15 protein-coding genes are annotated in these 16312 nt (G+C 72.8%); 5 read left to right on the top strand and 10 right to left on the bottom strand.

The features are described 5' to 3' along the window. Positions 1–2: 2 nt before the first annotated feature. Positions 3–809 (top strand): EI24 domain-containing protein, encoded by an 807-nt coding sequence (locus AC07FK_RS08075; protein WP_479103570.1) that lies wholly within the window; start codon positions 3–5, stop codon positions 807–809. Here the strand turns inward: AC07FK_RS08075 and AC07FK_RS08070 are convergent. Next, positions 799–1530, bottom strand: a complete 732-nt coding sequence (locus AC07FK_RS08070; protein WP_479103568.1) for a carbon-nitrogen hydrolase family protein — start codon at positions 1528–1530, stop codon at positions 799–801. The genes AC07FK_RS08075 and AC07FK_RS08070 overlap by 11 nt on opposite strands. 79 nt (positions 1531–1609) lie before the next feature. Between AC07FK_RS08070 and AC07FK_RS08065 the strand changes: the two genes are divergently transcribed. Next, positions 1610–2218 (top strand): LysE family translocator, encoded by a 609-nt coding sequence (locus AC07FK_RS08065; RefSeq protein WP_479103567.1) that lies wholly within the window; start codon positions 1610–1612, stop codon positions 2216–2218. A gap of 28 nt (positions 2219–2246) precedes the next feature. On the opposite strand, the gene AC07FK_RS08060 is transcribed toward AC07FK_RS08065, so the two are convergent. Then, positions 2247–3584, bottom strand: coding sequence for a pyroglutamyl-peptidase I (locus AC07FK_RS08060; RefSeq protein WP_479103941.1), 1338 nt, complete (start codon positions 3582–3584; stop codon positions 2247–2249). Positions 3585–3645: 61 nt separating this feature from the next. Continuing rightward, positions 3646–4221: a TetR/AcrR family transcriptional regulator gene (locus tag AC07FK_RS08055; RefSeq protein ID WP_479103566.1), complete on the bottom strand. Its 576-nt coding sequence runs from the start codon at positions 4219–4221 to the stop codon at positions 3646–3648. Between the two features lie 191 nt (positions 4222–4412). Here AC07FK_RS08055 and AC07FK_RS08050 point away from each other — a divergent pair, with 191 nt between their 5' ends. Continuing rightward, entirely contained in the window at positions 4413–6950 is a 2538-nt protein-coding gene (locus tag AC07FK_RS08050) for a beta-glucosidase (RefSeq protein WP_479103940.1), read from the top strand. Positions 6951–7015: 65 nt separating this feature from the next. Here AC07FK_RS08050 and AC07FK_RS08045 read toward each other — a convergent pair whose 3' ends face one another. Both AC07FK_RS08045 and AC07FK_RS08040 read right to left on the bottom strand, forming a co-directional pair. After that, a complete protein-coding gene (locus AC07FK_RS08045) occupies positions 7016–7981 on the bottom strand; it encodes an aldose epimerase family protein (protein ID WP_479103564.1) in 966 nt (321 codons plus the stop codon). Between the two features lie 11 nt (positions 7982–7992). Then, complete coding sequence (locus AC07FK_RS08040; protein WP_479103562.1) at positions 7993–8919, bottom strand: SGNH/GDSL hydrolase family protein; 927 nt, start codon at positions 8917–8919, stop codon at positions 7993–7995. 306 nt (positions 8920–9225) lie between these two features. On the opposite strand from AC07FK_RS08040, the gene AC07FK_RS08035 reads away from it, so the two are divergent. Together AC07FK_RS08035 and AC07FK_RS08030 are read left to right on the top strand one after the other, a co-directional pair. Beyond that, positions 9226–9720, top strand: coding sequence for a DUF3145 domain-containing protein (locus AC07FK_RS08035; RefSeq protein ID WP_069928886.1), 495 nt, complete (start codon positions 9226–9228; stop codon positions 9718–9720). A gap of 84 nt (positions 9721–9804) precedes the next feature. Beyond that, positions 9805–11289, top strand: a complete 1485-nt coding sequence (locus AC07FK_RS08030) for an outer membrane protein assembly factor BamB family protein (protein WP_479103561.1) — start codon at positions 9805–9807, stop codon at positions 11287–11289. Positions 11290–11373: 84 nt separating this feature from the next. On the opposite strand, the gene fabF is transcribed toward AC07FK_RS08030, so the two are convergent. From fabF to AC07FK_RS08005, 5 genes are all read right to left on the bottom strand, one after another. Beyond that, positions 11374–12636 carry a beta-ketoacyl-ACP synthase II gene (fabF, locus tag AC07FK_RS08025; RefSeq protein ID WP_479103559.1) on the bottom strand — a complete coding sequence of 421 codons (1263 nt, stop codon included), beginning with the start codon at positions 12634–12636 and terminating at the stop codon, positions 11374–11376. A 78-nt stretch (positions 12637–12714) separates the two neighbouring features. Next, positions 12715–12963 carry an acyl carrier protein gene (locus AC07FK_RS08020; RefSeq protein WP_468705563.1) on the bottom strand — a complete coding sequence of 83 codons (249 nt, stop codon included), beginning with the start codon at positions 12961–12963 and terminating at the stop codon, positions 12715–12717. A 70-nt stretch (positions 12964–13033) separates the two neighbouring features. Next, positions 13034–14065, bottom strand: a complete 1032-nt coding sequence (locus tag AC07FK_RS08015; RefSeq protein ID WP_479103557.1) for a beta-ketoacyl-ACP synthase 3 — start codon at positions 14063–14065, stop codon at positions 13034–13036. 14 nt (positions 14066–14079) lie between these two features. Further along, the gene (locus AC07FK_RS08010; protein ID WP_479103556.1) at positions 14080–15000 is read right to left on the bottom strand and encodes an ACP S-malonyltransferase; all 921 of its coding nucleotides are present in this window, start codon (positions 14998–15000) and stop codon (positions 14080–14082) included. Between the two features lie 89 nt (positions 15001–15089). Continuing rightward, a complete protein-coding gene (locus AC07FK_RS08005; protein ID WP_479103555.1) occupies positions 15090–16289 on the bottom strand; it encodes a PucR family transcriptional regulator in 1200 nt (399 codons plus the stop codon). Positions 16290–16312: the final 23 nt, after the last annotated feature.

Here is a 16312-nt window from a genome sequence, read left to right as displayed (position 1 = left end):
CCATGCGTGATCTCGGGGTGGGTTTCGGTTATCTCATGAAAGGCCAGCGCTGGGTTGCCCGGCACGGCAAGTCCTACGGCTTCGGACTCCTGCCCGGCCTGGTGACCTTCGTGCTGTACGCCGGCGCCCTCGTCGGGCTCGGGGTCGGAGCCGACGACCTCACGGCCTGGGCGACGCCCTTCGCCGACGACTGGGGCTCGCCCTGGCTCGGCCTCTTCCGGGGCGCCCTGACGGCCCTGCTCTTCGCGCTGGCGCTGTTCCTCGCGGTGATCACCTTCACCGCCGTCACGCTGCTCGTGGGCCAGCCCTTCTACGAGGAGCTGTCCGAGCGCGTCGACCGCTCGGTGTCCCCCGACGGGACCGCCCCCGAGTCCGGCCTCCCGCTGATCCGCGAACTGTGGATCTCCGCCCGCGACAGCCTGCGCGTCCTCGTCCGGGTGCTGCTGTACGGCATCCTGCTCTTCGCCTGCGGTTTCATCCCCGTGGTCGGCCAGACCGTCGTCCCCGTCCTCGGCTTCTGCGTCTCCGGCTTCTTCCTCGCCCAGGAGCTGACGTCGGTGGCGCTCCAGCGCCGGGGCATCGAACTGAAGCAGCGGCTCACGCTGCTGCGCGGCCGGCGCCTCCTCACGCTCGGCTTCGGGATCCCGATCACCCTCGCCTTCCTCGTGCCGCTGGTCGCCGTCTTCCTGATGCCGGGCGCCGTGGCCGGTGCGACGCTGATGGCGCGTGACCTGCTGGAGGAGCCGTCGGCCGACGCGGACGAGGTGGTGGCCGGCGACGTGGCGGCGCCGCCGCCCGCTACGGCGTAGGCACCTCGGCCAGCACCAGGCCCGCCTCGTCGCGCGCCGCCTCGGCGGCCGCCGTACCGTCGGGCCCCCACACCGCGCTCAGGCCGCAGGCTTCGTACGCACCCGCCGGGCCCACGTGGTTGGCGAGGACGACGTACAGCCCGTGGTCCCTGGCGAGCGCCGGATACACCGCCAGGCGCTCGCGTTCGCCGTCGCCCTTCCCGTACAGCGAACTCGCCAGGTAGAGCGTGCACGCGTCGGCGGCGCCCCGCTCGGCGAGCTCGGGGAAGTGGTTGTCGAAGCAGGTCGCCAGCGCGAACCGCACACCGTCCAGCTCGAACCGGCCGTCGCCCGCGCCGGGCGCGAAGACCTCGCGCTCGTTCTCGTACAGATGCTGCTTGTCGTAACGGGCGAGCGGCGCGCCGTCCGGGCCGACGACGAAGGACGTGATCGCGGGGCGGTCGCCGCCGTCCGCCGACGGCGCCGCGCAGTTGACGACGGCTGCCGTGCCGGTCTCGCGGCAGGCCGCCGCGACCGGTTCCAGACGCGGGTCCCCGGCCGTCACGAGCAGCGAGGGGTCCCGGGCGAGCAGGTCCAGCTCGTACCCGGTCAGCGCCAGTTCGGCGAAGACGGTGACACGGGCGCCGTGCGCGGCGGCCTCCCGTACGTACGCGGCCATCCGGCGCGCGTTGGCTCCGACGGAGCCGGGCTCGGACGTGAACTGCGCCGCTGCGACGATCATGCGGCCCATTCTGCACGCCCGAAAGCCCGTGCGGTGAAAGGCGCTTGATCACTGGTGGTGGGGAGGCGAGCATCTCCCCATGACAGAAATCGCTGCCGTAGCCGTCATCACCCTTCTCGCGGTCATCAGTCCGGGCGCCGATTTCGCCATGGTCGTCCGCAACAGCTGCCTCCACGGGCGTACGACCGGGCTGTTCGCCGCCGCCGGAGTCGCCGCGGGCGTCCTGGTGCACGTGACGTACACGATGCTCGGCGTCGGCCTGCTGATCGCCTCCTCGACCGAGCTGTTCACCGCGATCAAGCTGGCGGGTGCCGCGTACCTCGTCTACATCGGCGTGCGGACCTTCACCGCCCGCGCCGACCTCACCGTCGATCTGGAGTCGAAGCCGGAGCTCGGCCCGCTCGGCGCGCTGCGCTCCGGCTTCCTGACCAACGTCCTCAACCCCAAGACCACGCTGTTCGTCGTCTCCACCTTCACCCAGGTCGTCGGCCCCGAGACCCCGGTGTGGCAGCAGGCGGGCTACGGGCTGTTCATGTCGGCCGCGCACCTCGGGTGGTTCGGCGCGATCGCGCTGTTCTTCTCCGACTCCCGGCTGCGCACCGCCATGCTGCGCCGCCAGAAGGCCCTCAACCGCGCGATCGGCTCGGTGCTGGTGGGCCTCGGCGTCACGCTGGGATTCGCCCGCTGAGGCCCCGCCGCCGACCGCCGGCCCCTCGTCAGCCCCGGCCCGCCGCCACCGTGACGATCGCCCGCACCTGCGCGACGATGTCCAGCCGGTTGCGGACGAACTCCGGGTCCGTCACCTCGGTCGTGTTGCCCGCGCCGAACTGGAGCACCGGCGTGTGCACATGGCCGCCCGGCAGCTCGCGCAGTCCCAGCCGGTCGCGCAGCAGCGTCACGCGGTAGGCGATCTCGTTGGAGAGGTAGTCGCCGCCGCCGCCGGCGCGTGCGGCCGAGCCCGGAGTCGGGCCGCCCGGCCGGACCACGGGGGCGGTGGCGCCGGCCGGTATCTCGGTGACCGACGTGTTGTCGTACACCGGGAAGCGGCCGGTGTCCGCTGCCACGATCTCGCGGTACGGGAGCGTCGTGGCGGTCCACTGCGGCTGCGAGCCGGGGTCGCTCACCGGAACGGTCCCCGTGCTCGACACGTTCTCGTTGTCCCCGAAGCCCCCGCGCCAGGCCCCGTTCCAGCGCTCGACGTCGATCCGCCCCACCCTGCCCTGGCTCACGGTGGTGAAGAGGTCGAGGTGCGGCAGATGGGGGCGCAGGGCGCGCTCCACCGTGCCGTCCGCGAAGTCCTGCCAACGGACCGGGAAGACGGCCGTCTCGATCCGTGCGGGACCGTCGGCGGTCTGCACGACCGTGCCGTCCAGCGCGAGCGCCGTCGCGCCCGACGGATTGCTGATCCGCACGTCCCGGTCCAGCGTGAACGGGTCGAAGCCGGTGACGAGCACCCGCTTGAGGCCCTTGGCGCTGTGGCCATGCCCGGCCGCCCCCGCCCGCGACGGGAAGCGGATCGTGTCCTGGCCGCGCGACGACCGTTCCAACCGGTCCAGCAGCTTCGCCCGTGCCGCGTCCGGCAGTCCGAACGGCGCCTGCCACTGGCGCAGTTCGCGCGTCATGCCCAGCCGCGCCCAGTACAGCGGCCGGTCGTCGTCCCGGCTCAGGTCCGCCGGTCGCCCGCCACCGCCCTTCCCAGGAAGCGCTTCGCGCCCTTCATGCTCCGCGGGTCCCCGCCCCTGCGCCCGGTCCACGGCCCGCCCCCACAGCAGCGCGCCGTGCCGTACGACGGTCCGCTCGGCGGCGGCGTACGACCGCGCCCCGCCCAGCGCCTGCCCGAACTCCGCCGCCACGGCGTCGAATCCGCTGCGCCGCAGGATCTCCTGGGGCGCCGCCCGCTCAAGCCGCTGCTCCTCGACGCTCGGCGCCGCGGCGGCCGGTGCGGCCGCGGGCTCGGCCGCCGCGGCGGGCAGCGCACCGAGCAGCGGGGCGAGGGTGAGGAGCGCGGCGCCCACCGCGGTGTGCCGGGCGCGCGTCGGACGTACGGGGCGTATCGGGGACACGGTGATCCTTCCGTCGGGTGGCGGAAGTATCCCGGTACGCGTGGGGCTCGCGCTACGGGGCGGGTGGCCGGCGCAGCAGGGACAGGAAGTCGCGGAAGGCGGCCGGCATGTCCACCGAGCCGGGGTCGAGCAGCCACTGGTACTGGAGCCCGTCCATCACCGCCACCAGCAGCGGCGCGGCCTGCTCCGGAGTGAGCCCGCCGGGCAGCGCGTCGCCGTACTCGGCGCGCAGGGCCGCCGCCGCCCCCTCGCGCACCTGGGCGTACCGGCGGGTGAAGAACTCCCGCGCGGGGTGCTCCTCGGTGACGCTCTCGCCGAGCAGCGCGGAGAAGGTCTGCACGATTCCGGGGCGCATCGCGTTGTACTCCACGAGCGAGTCGAGCAGATCCAGCCGCCAGGCCACGGCGCTGCGCCCGGAGCCGCCGGTGTCCCACTGGTCGCGCTCCTCCAGGACGGCGACGAGCAGGGCCTCCTTGGTGGGGAAGTAGTGGAGCAGCCCCTGCTGGGTCAGGCCGACGCGTTCGGCGACGGCGCTCAGCGACGCCCCGCGGTAACCGCGCTCGGCGATCACTTCGAGGGCGGCGCGGAGAATCTCCGCCCGCCGCTCCTCGCTCCTGGCCCTGGCCATCGTCCCGGTTCCTTCCCTCATGTGTGCTGGCAGGACGGTACGCCATCGCTCAAGAATCACGAATACATAACGAACCCTACCGTTCTACAGGTAAACCCGTGACGATGGAGGGACGAGAGAGCCGGACAGGACTCCAACGAGGAGGTACCGACGTGGCAGTCGACACCAGCACCCACGACACCCCCGACCGCATGCGCGAAGAGGCCGTCGAGGCGGCTCTCGGCAAACTCGGTCTCGAAGCCAAGGCCGCGCTGCTCGGCGGCCGGGACATGTGGTCGCTGCCCGCGCTCCCCGAGATCGGCCTGAAGTCCCTGGTCATGTCCGACGGTCCGGTCGGCGTGCGCGGCGTCCGCTGGACGGCCGACGACCCCTCGGTCGCGCTCCCGTCACCGACCGCGCTCGCCGCCACCTGGGACCCGGAGCTGGCCCGCCGCGTGGGCCGCCTCCTCGCCCAGGAGGCCCGGCGCAAGGACGTGCACGTCCTGCTCGCCCCCACGGTGAACCTGCACCGCTCGCCGCTCGGCGGCCGGCACTTCGAGTGCTACTCCGAAGACCCGTACCTCACCGGCGAGATCGGCTCGGGCTACGTGAACGGCGTCCAGGACGGCGGCGTCGGCACGACCGTCAAGCACTTCGTCGCCAACGACGCCGAGACCGACCGCTTCACCGTCGACAACGTCATCGCACCGCGCCCCCTGCGCGAGCTGTACCTGGCGCCCTTCGAAGCCATCGTCAAGAACGCCCACCCGTGGGGCGTCATGGCCGCGTACAACCAGGTCAACGGTGTGAGCATGACCGAGCACCGCTACCTCCAGAACGAGGTGCTGCGCGGCGAGTGGGGCTTCGACGGCTTCATCGTCTCCGACTGGATGGCGGCCCGCTCCACCACCGGCGACATCCAAGGCGGCCTCGACGTGGCCATGCCGGGCCCCGTCACCGTGTACGGCGACGCGCTCGCCGGGGCGGTCCGCGCGGGCGTGGTCGACGAAGCCGTGGTCGACGACGCCGTGCGCAACGTCCTGCGGCTCGCGGCCCGGGTCGGCGCCCTGGACGGCGCGCCGCCGGCCGTCACCCAACTGCCGGAGCCGGTGGACGGCCAGGCCCTGGCCCGCGAGGTGGCCCGCCGCGCGTTCGTCCTTGTACGCAACGAGGTGCGCAGCGAGGCACGCGACGAGGCGCGGGCCGGCGTACGCGACGAGACGGCGGGCGGAGTGCGCGACGAGGCGGGCGGCGGGGCTCGCGACGGCGTACGGACGGACCGCCGCGTCCTGCCCCTCGACCCCTCCGAGCTCCGCACCCTCGCCCTCGTCGGCGCGGCGGCCCGCGACGCGCGCGTCCTGGGCGGAGGCTCCGCCACCGTCTTCCCCGAGCGGGTCGTCGCCCCTCTCGACGGCCTCGCCGCCGCGCTGCCGGACGCCGCGCCGACGTACGCCGTCGGAGCCGACCCCAGCGAGGAACTCGGACCCGCCGCAGCGGGCTTCGCCCTGCACGCCGTCTGCCGCGACGCCGCCGGTGACGTCATCGGCACGCGCTCGCTCCCCGGCGGCCAGGTCCAGTGGATCGGCGGCGACCTGCCCGACGGCGTCACGCACGAGGCGCTCCACAGCGTCGAGGTCAGGGGCGCCTTCGCCCCGCGCGAGAGCGGCGAGCACACCTTCGGCACCCGGGGCCCCGGCGCGTTCACGCTGACCGTCGCCGGGGAGGTCCTCTACGACGGCGTGCAGCCGGTGTCCGACGCCTCCGACCCCTTCGAGGCGTTCTTCGGCGCCCCCGCCGAGCGCGGACGGGTCCGTCTCACGGCCGGCGAGCCCGTGGAGGTCTCGCTCACCCACGTCCTCGACCGGCGGGACGGCGTACCGCTCCCGGCGGTCATGTTCTCGTTGCTGCACGGGGCCCCGCGGCGTGACGCCGACGACCTGATCGCCGAGGCCGTCGAAGCGGCCCGCGGCGCGGATGCGGCGGTCGTCGTGGTCGCCACGACCGAGCAGGTCGAGTCGGAGGGCTTCGACCGTACGGACCTGCGCCTCCCCGGCCGCCAGGACGACCTGGTCCACGCGGTGGCCGCCGCCAACCCGAACACGGTCGTGGTCGTCAACTCCGGTTCTCCGGTCGAGATGCCGTGGCGCGAGGAGGTGGCCGCCGTGCTGCTGGGCTGGTTCCCCGGCCAGGAGGGCGGCGCAGCGCTCGCCGACGTGCTGCTCGGCGCGGCGGAGCCGGGCGGGCGGCTGCCGACGACCTGGCCGGCGGTCCTCGCGGACGCGCCGGTGACCGAGGTCGCGCCGACCGGCGGCGAGCTCCGCTACCGGGAGGGGCTGTACATCGGCTACCGCGCCTGGGACAGGGCGGGCGCCGCGCCGGCGTACCCCTTCGGTCACGGCCTGGGGTACACCACCTGGGAGTACGAGTCCCTGGAGGCGACCCGCGCGACGGCCAAGATCCGGGTGCGCAACACCGGGTCACGCGCCGGCCGCGAGGTCGTCCAGGTGTACCTGGCCCCGCAGGCGGACGCGGTGGAGCGCCCGGCGCGGTGGCTGGCGGGATTCGCGAGCGTCGAGGCGGGGCCGGGGGAGTGGGCGGAGGCGGAGATCGCACTGCCGGCCCGCGCGTTCGAGATCTGGGACGAGGAGGCGGGCGCCTGGTCCTTCGTCCCCGGCACGTACGAGGTCCGCACGGGCCGCTCCCTCACCGACGTCCGGCTGACGGCGACCCTGGACCTCCAAGGCGACTGACTTCCCCGCTCCGGGGGCGGGGCGGCCGGGGAAGGACCCGGGCAACGGCCGCCCCGGCCCCCGCCCTACCCGCGCACGCCGAACCCGTACACCGTCGTCGACGCGTAGACCTCACCCGGGCGCAGCACCACCGGGGGGAACTCCGGCCGGTTCGGCGAGTCGGGGAAGTGCTGCGTCTCCAGCGCGACCCCGTCGAACCCGTCCGGCGTGTACACCTGCACCCCCGGCTCCGTCGTGGCGATCGTCACCACCCGCCCCGACCCCGGGTCGTACAGCTCGCCCACCGGCTCGGCCCCGGCCGTGACGCCCTTGTCCAGCACGAAGTTGTGGTCGTACCCGCCGCCGAGCACCCGCGCCGAGCGGAAGTCGAACCGCGAGCCCGCCACGTCGCGCGGCGCGCCGGTCGGTATCCCCTCGCCGTCCACCGGCGTCACCGCCCCCGCCGCGAGGCGCAGCTCGTACGGGCCGCCGCCGAGGCTCCAGTACGTGTGATTCGTCAGGTTCACCACGGTCGGCGCGTCCGTCACCGCCCGGTAGGCGATCCGCAGCGCACCGCCCTCCTCCAGCGTGTACGCCGCCGAGACCTCGACGCGCCCGGGAAAACCCTCCTCGCCGTCGGGACTGACCCGCGAGAGGCACACGCCGTACGGCAGCGGCCGCGCGTCCCACACCCGCTTGTCGAAGCCGCGCTCGCCGCCGTGCAGGCTGTGCGGGCCCCCGTTGCGCGCCAACGCGTACGTCCGCCCGTCCAGGGCGAAGGCGCCGCCCGCGATCCGGTTGGCGTACCGCCCGACCAGTGCCCCGAAGTACGGACCGGGACTCTCCACGTACCCCGCGAGAGCGTCGAACCCGACCGCCACGCCGGCCGTGCGCCCGTCCCGGCCGGGGGTCTCCACCGACTGGACGATTCCGCCGTACGTCAGCACGCGCACCACCACGCCGTCCCGTTCCAGGACCCAGCGGTGGACGGGCGTGCCGTCGTCGAGCGTGCCGAAGGGCTCCGGGCGTGCCGGGGAGGGTTCCGCGTTCATGACCGAAGACCCTACGCGGGAGGCCTGGCCGCCGTGATGTTGCGGTACGCGATCTCGGCCAGCCGCCGCTGCCCGTTCCTGCTCGGGTGGAACCAGTCCCACTGGCTCAACTGCTCCCCGGTGAACCGGAAGTCGAAGACGGCGCCGCCGTCGTACCGGCAGCGCGCGTCCTTCGCGCACACGTCCCTCAGCACCTCGTTGTACGCCACGACCCGCTGCCGCACCGACTCGCGCCGGGCCACCGCCGCCGCGTCCGTCGCGTCCGGGAAGGCCAGCATCGACTGGCAGATCCCCAGCTTCCAGATCTGCTTGCTCAGCGGATTCGCGCGTCCCTGCGACCAGAGCCGCTTCAGATCCGGCACACTCGACACGTACAGCTGCGACTCGGGGAGCTCGTCGCGCAGCTTCTTCACCGACGTCTCGAAGTACGTTCGGAAGTCAGCCACCGATGTCATGTGCGACACATCGTCACGGCAGGCGTCGTTCGCCCCCACCATGACCGTCACCAGCTCCGGCTTGTCCGCGACCGCCCGCGTCATCTGCTCGGGAAGCTCGGCCATGCGCGCGCCGGACCTGGCGTGGTTCCAGGCGCGCCCGACCGCTCCCGACCTGCCCAGCAGTCGCAAAGCAACGCTGCGCACGGTGGCGTCCGTACCCGTGGCCCAGGAGACCTCCGGGCAGTCCGCGAGGACCTCGCACGCGTCGAAACCGCGCGTGATGGAGTCCCCGACGGCGGCGACGGACTCCGGGCTGCGGTCCCAGAGCGGGGTCGGCTTCGGGACGGCCGGGCGGGCCGCCGGCGGTCCGCCCGGGTCCGTGTCGTCCCCGGCGTCGCACCCGGCGAGCGCGCCCAGCAGGACGAGCAGGGCCGCCGTCGCGGTGGCTGCGGCGGCATGCGGCCGGCGCTCCCGGCCGCGCGCGCGGCGGCGTACCCGCATCCCCTGACCCCCTCCGTGGCGTCGTACCGGCGTCCTGGCGAGTGAAAGCTTGGTGTCCGCGTCCACCCCGACCGACAGTACGTCACCCGCCGGACGCCGCCGCACGGTAGTTTTTCCCCGTCGAACCAGCAGCCCTTCGCCCATCCGGGGCTCCGGTAAATTACATCACGTCACATACTGTCCCTTTTCAGGAGATTAACTCCCGATGCTGTTTACTGTTGACAACCTCGGGAGCCGACCGGGAAGAGGCGGTACGGGCGCGAGGCCGCTGGGGAAGGCGAACCTCGTCCCACACTGGAGGTCCCGGTGACGACACGTGGAGTTCTGTACGTTCACTCCGCACCGCGCGCGCTGTGCCCGCACGTCGAATGGGCAGTAGCGGGCGTACTCGGTGTGCGGGTCAACCTCGACTGGATCAGACAGCCGGCCTCGCCCGGCACGTGGAGAGCCGAGTTCTCCTGGCAGGCCCAGGCGGGCACCGCCTCCAAGCTGGCCTCCGCCCTGCGCGGCTGGCACCTGCTGCGCTTCGAAGTGACGGCCGAACCCTGCCCGACGGCCGAGGGCGAGCGCTACAGCTCCACTCCCGGCCTCGGCATCTTCCACGCCGTCACCGGAATGCACGGCGACATCCTCATCCCCGAGGACCGGCTGCGCGCCGCTCTGGCCCGTTCGGTGGGCGGCGAGACCGACCTGGAGGCCGAGGTCGCCAAGCTGCTCGGCAAGCCCTGGGACGACGAACTCGAACCCTTCAGATACGCGGGCGAGGGCGCCCCCGTGCGCTGGCTCCACCAGGTGGTCTGACCCTCTCGACCGCGCGCGACGGCCGCCCGATACATTCCGCCCCACGGTGCACACGCAGTGCACCGCTCTGTGTGGGGGTTGGTTGTGCGTATACGACCGGCGGTCGAAGTGGCCGCCGTACTGCTGGCGTCAGTCGTGGTCTGCTGGGCCGTCGTCCTCCATGCCCTGGGCTGGACCGCGCTGTTCCGTGAGAGCGGCGGGGCGTGCGGCGGCGACGACTGCCCGGAGGGCCTGCCCACCGTGCTCCTCCTCGCGTTCGCGTTCTCCTTCGCCGGGGCGGTGGGCCTCAGCAAGGCACTGGGCACGGCGGGGCTGCGCCGCGCGGTCGCCGCAGGCGTGGTGGTGGCCGGGCTGCTGGCCGGCCTGTTGCCCGGGCTGTACGGATATCAGTGGCTCCGCGGCGAGAAGGTGCGGATCACCTCTCCGATGAAGGCCGTCGACCGGTTGGACATCGCCTGGCGGGCGCCGCACGACCGCCCCGCCGCCGTCAAGGGGCTGCGCGGCTGGTCCGCCGGCGACACGGTCGTCCGGGTCCGTACCGACGGCCTCGTCGCCTACGCCGTGAAGGACGGCAAGGAGCGGTGGAACACCCCGGCGCCGGACCGGGCGTCCGTGTGCGCCCAGAGCGCCCACCCGTCCAAGGGGGTGGGGCTCGTCGCCTACGGGCGTCACAACAAGCCCTGCGCCACCCTCGCCGCCATCCGGCTCGACGACGGCGCCACGCTGTGGAAGCGGTCCCTCCAGGGCGAAGGCATCGGCAAGGGCATCGCCCTGGGCGGCGCCACCGCCGTGTCCCTGGAGGACGGGGCGGTACGCGGCCGGTCGGCAGCCGCCGGCGAGGAACAGTGGAAGCGGACGGTGCCCGAGCGCTGCCGGATCCTCACGGCGGGCGCGAGCGCCGCCCGGACCCTGGTCGTGGAGGAGTGCGCCCCGGCGAAGAGGGACGGGGACGTCACCGCGCGGCTGCTGGCCCTCGACACCCGCAGCGGAGTGGAGCGGTGGGTGACGAAGCTGCCGGTGGAGAGCGCGGGCACGGCGTACGTGTACTCCGTCGAGCCGGCCGTGATCGGCTTCCAGGAGACCGACGAACGGGGCGTGCGCGCGGTGCTCTCCTTCGACGAGCGGGGCGAGGCACGCGCGGCCGTGCCGCTGTCCGGCCGCTCCGGCGACCTCGACATACGGCTGTCGCCCGACGACCTCAAGGCCGAGGGCCCGTTCGTGGCGGGCGACACGCTGGTCGCCGCCGTGCAGAAACCGGGCGACATCGTGCCCCAGTACGTCGCCGGCTTCTCGATCGAGGACGGCAGGGAGCTGTGGCACAGCCCCAAGATCGGCCACATCGGCGCGCTCACCCTGCGGGACGACGGCCGGGTGGCGGCGCTGACCGCCGGATGGCCCCGCTCGGACGTCGCCGTGCTCGACCCCGGGGCGAAGGGCGCCGTCGAGAAGACGACGCTGGGCAAGGAGGCGCCGGTGTCGATCGACGCCGAGATGCTGGCGGTGCGCGACGGATACGTCGTCGTCAACCGGTACACCGACGGCGAACCGCCGGTGTTCGCCGTCCGCTGACCCCGCGCCGGGAACGCGACGGCGAAGGCCCTGCCGGGAGCGAGGAGCTCCCGGCAGGGCCTTTCGGCTGTGTGCCCGCGCGGATCAGACCGAACGGAAGGCGAGGACCACGTTGTGGCCGCCGAAGCCGAACGAGTTGTTGATCGCGGCGATCGTGCCCTCGGGCAGCGCCCGCGGCTCGTCGCGCACGACGTCGGCGTCGACATCGGCGTCGAGGTCGTCGACGTTGATGGTCGGCGGGGCCGTCCGGTGGTGCAGCGCCAGCACCGTCGCGACGGTCTCGATGCCGCCCGCGCCGCCCAGCAGGTGGCCGGTCATCGACTTCGTGGCGGAGACCGCCACGTGGTCGAGGTCGTCACCGAGGACCTTGCGCAGCGCCTTGATCTCGGCGACGTCGCCCTGCGGGGTCGAGGTGGCGTGTGCGTTGAGGTGCACGATCTCGGCCGGCTTCAGACCGGTGTCGTCGAGCAGGTTCTGCAGGGCGACGGCGATGCCGCGGCCGCTCGGCTCGGGCTGCGCGATGTGGTGGGCGTCCGCGGACAGACCCTGGCCGACCACCTCGCAGTACACCCGGGCGCCGCGCGCCGCCGCGTGCTCGGCCGACTCCAGGATCACGACGCCCGCGCCCTCGCCGAGGACGAAGCCGTCGCGGCCCGTGTCGTACGGGCGCGAGGCCTTCTGCGGCTCGTCGTTGCTCTTGGACATCGCCATCATGTTGGCGAAGGCCGCGATCGGCAGCGGGTGGATCGCCGCTTCCGTACCGCCGGCGACGACCACGTCGGCGCGGCCGGTGCGGATCATCTCGACGGCGTAACCGATGGCCTCGGCGCCCGACGCGCACGCGGAGACCGGAGTGTGCACGCCCGCCTGGGCGTTGACCTCGAGGCCGACGTTGGCAGAGGGACCGTTCGGCATGAGCATGGGCACGGTGTGCGGGGAGACGCGGCGTACGCCCTTCTCCTTGAGCACGTCGTACTGGTCGAGCAGCGTCGTGACGCCGCCGATGCCGGAGGCGATGACCGCGCCGAGGCGGTTCGGCTGGATCTTGTCGTCCTCGCCGGCCTTGTCGGTGTACCCCGCGTCGGCCCACGCCTCACGGGCCGCGATCAGCGCGAACTGCGCCGAGCGGTCCAGCTTGCGGGCGAGCGGGCGGGGCAGTACGTCGCCCGGGTCGACGGCCGCCTGGGCCGCGATGCGGACGGGCAGTTCGGCGAAGCGCTCGCCCTCCAGGGGCTTGACGCCGGAGCGTCCGGCCAGCAGGCCTTCCCAGGTCGATGCGGCGTCGCCACCCAGCGGTGTTGTTGCGCCGATACCGGTGACGACCACGGTGCGATTGGTCGGGCTCACAGGAATTCTTTCTCCACGTGTAGAGGGTGCTGAATTTTCACGGCGCCACCGCCGGGCGGCGACACAGGACCGGCCGGATCAGGCCTGGTGCTTGAGGATGTAGTCGGCGGCGTCGCCCACCGTCTTGAGGTTCTTGACGTCCTCGTCGGGGATCTTGACGTCGAAGCGCTCTTCGGCGGCGACGACGACCTCGACCATGGACAGCGAGTCGACGTCCAGGTCGTCGGTGAAGGACTTGTCCAGCTGGACGTCCTCGGTCGGGATGCCGGCGATCTCGTTGACGATCTCGGCGAGACCTTCGACGATCTGTTCCTGAGTGGCGGCCATTGTGGCGCTCCTTCGGTGTTGAGCAGAGGGAATCGGGTAAAGCGGCAGGCCCGGAACGGTCCGGACGTGCCTAGGGGAGGGTAACGACCGTGGCGGCGTAGACGAGACCCGCCCCGAAGCCGATGACCAGGGCGGTGTCGCCGCTCTTCGCGTGCCCGGTCGCCAGGAGCCGCTCCATCGCGAGCGGAATCGAGGCGGCCGAGGTGTTACCGGTGGTTTCGACGTCACGGGCGACCGTGACGTGCTCCGGCAGCTTCAGAGTCTTCACCATCGAGTCGATGATCCGCATGTTCGCCTGGTGCGGAATGAAGACGTCCAGGTCGTCCGGGGAGATCCCGGCCGCGTCCAGCGCCTGCTGGGCGACCTTCGCCATCTCGAAGACGGCCCAGCGGAAGACCGCCTGGCCCTCCTGCGTGATGGCCGGGAACTTGACCTCGCCCTTGGAGTCCAGGGGCAGTTGGGACACGTCGCCGATGCGGAAGCGGTCCCACGGCACGGTCTGCTTGATCGTGCCGGCCTTGTCGCCCTCGGAGCCCCAGACGGTCGGGCCGATGTGCGGCTCGTCGGAGGGGCCGACGACGACCGCGCCCGCGCCGTCGCCGAACAGGAAGGCCGTCGCGCGGTCCTCCAGGTCGGTCAGGTCGGACAGCCGCTCGACGCCGATGACCAGCACGTACTCCGCCGAGCCCTCGACGATCATGCCCTTGGCGAGGGTCAGGCCGTAGCCGAACCCCGCGCAGCCGGCCGAGATGTCGAAGGCCGCGGCCTTCGCCGTGCCGAGCTTGTCCGCGATCTCCGTGGCGATGGCCGGGGTCTGGCTGAAGTGCGAGACGGTCGAGACGACCACGGCGCCGATCTGACCGGCGCTGATCCCGGCGTCGGCGAGGGCCTTGCCGGACGCCTCGATCGACATGGCGGCCACGGTCTCCTCGTCGGAGGCCCAGTGGCGGGTCGCGATGCCGGAGCGGGAGCGGATCCACTCGTCGGACGAGTCGATCGTCTCGAGGATCACCTCGTTCGGCACGACACGGGTCGGACGGTAGCCGCCGACACCCATGATCCGCGCGTACGGGGCGCCCTTGCTGGGCTTGATCTTCGACATGCTCTCTCGGGCTCCTATCGCGCCGCGTGCTCAGCGATGAGCGCGCGGGCCGCTTCGAGGTCGTCGGGGGTCTTGAGCGCGAGAGTCTGCACACCGGGCAGTGCGCGCTTGGCGAGGCCGGTCAGCGTGCCGCCGGGGCAGACCTCGATGAGCGCGGTGGCGCCCAGCTCCTTGAGGGTCTCCATGCACAGGTCCCAGCGGACCGGGTTGGAGACCTGGCTGACCAGGCGCGCGACGACCTCGGAGCCGGTGGAGACCGTACGTCCGTCGGCGTTGGAGACATAGGTGACGGCCGGATCGGAGACGACCAGATCCTGCGCCGCCTTGCCGAGTTCGGTGACCGCGGGAGCCATGTGGTGCGTGTGGAACGCGCCGGCGACCTTGAGCTCCACGACCCGGCGTACGCCCTCGGGCTTGTCCTCCGCGAGCGCGGCGAGCTGTTCCATCGTGCCCGCGGCCACGATCTGGCCCGCGCCGTTCACGTTGGCCGGGGTCAGGCCCAGCTTCTCCAGATGCGGGACGACGACCTCGGCGTCACCGCCGAGCAGTGCGGCCATCCCGGTCTCGGTGACGGCGGCGGCCTCGGCCATGCCCAGGCCGCGCGTACGGACGAAACCGAGCGCGGCCTCTTCGGTGAGCACACCGGCGTACGCGGCGGCGGTGATCTCACCGACGCTGTGACCGGCGACCGCGGAGACGTGCGGGCGGGCGTCCAGCGCGGTGGCGGACAGCAGGCCCGCCGCCACCAGCAGCGGCTGGGCGACGGCCGTGTCGCGGATCGCGTCCGCGTCGGCCTGCGTGCCGTAGTGGACGAGGTCGAGCCCGATGGCGTCGGACCAGGCGGCGAGCCGGTCGGCGGCGCCGGGGAGGTCGAGCCAGGGAGTCAGGAAGCCGGGCGTCTGAGCGCCTTGGCCGGGAGCGACGAGTACGAGCACCCTCACACTCTCTCTTGTGGACGGACCCGCGGGCCCGTGGGGACAGGGACCAAGAACCGTCGGGGGATTTGTTGGTGTTCGACAAAAGTCTAGGGCTGCGGGTCCCCGTCGGCCAGACGCCCCAGGATGAGCGCGATGCGCAGAGTGAAGGCGGATCGAACATCGGAGGGTGACCACCCGGTGACGTCCGTCACACGTCGGAGGCGGTATCGCACGGTGTTCGGGTGCACGAAGAGCATCCGGGCCGCGCCTTCCAGACTGCTCGCCTGCTCCAGATACACGCTCAGTGTCTCCAGCAGGGCCGAGCCCGCCTCTTCCAGCGGTCTGTAGATCTCCTCCACCAACTGCTCCCGCGCAGCGGGATCGGAGGCGATCGCCCGCTCCGGCAGCAGATCGTCCGCCAGGACCGGGCGCGGGGCGTCCTGCCACGCCTGGCACGCCTTGAGCCCGGCGGCGGCGGCCTGGGCGGAGCGGGTGGCGGCGAGCAGGTCCTGGACGATGGGCCCGGCGACCACGGGCCCGGCGGCGTACGGGCCGATCAGGGCCTTCGCGACCTGGAGCGGGTTGTCGCTGCCGCCCGCGATGACGACCAGGCGGCTGCCGAGCACGCCGGTCAGCACCTGGAGCTTGGCGTGCCGGGCGGCGCGGCGGATCGCCTCGACCGTCAGCTCGGAGTCGCCGTCGGGCGCCGTGCCCAGGACGACGCAGACATGCTCCGGGGAGTTCCAGCCCAGCGCCGCGGCGCGGGACACCGCGCCCTCGTCGGCCTCGCCGGACAGCACCGCGTTCACGACGAGCGATTCGAGGCGGGCGTCCCAGGCGCCGCGTGCCTCGGCGGCCTGCGCGTACACCTGTGCGGTCGCGAAGGCGATCTCGCGGGCGTACACGAGCAGGGCCTCGCGCAGGATCGACTCGTCGCCGGGCGCCGCGACCTCCTCGATCGCGGTCTCCATGACCTCGATCGTCGTACGCACCATCTCGACGGTCTGCCGCAGCGTGATCGCCCGGGTCAGCTCGCGGGGCGCGGTGCCGAAGACGTCGGTGGAGATGGCCTGCGGTGTCTCGGGATGCCGGAACCACTCGGTGAAGGCGGCGATGCCGGCCTGGGCGACCAGGCCGATCCACGACCGGTTCTCCGGGGGCATGGCCCGGTACCACGGCAGCGTCTCGTCCATGCGGGCGATCGCGTTCGCGGCGAGGCGGCCGGAGGACTTCTCCAGCCGGCGCAAGGTCGCGGAATGCGGGTGGGCGGCTTTCGCGGCGGGCTGCTCAGGATCGGGTTGGGGCACGGGACAAGACTGCCTTATCGGAA

This window comes from Streptomyces sp. NPDC046122 (assembly GCF_056429965.1).
Note: the sequence above shows the minus strand (reverse complement) of the source record. Positions and strands in the feature narration are given on the sequence as shown.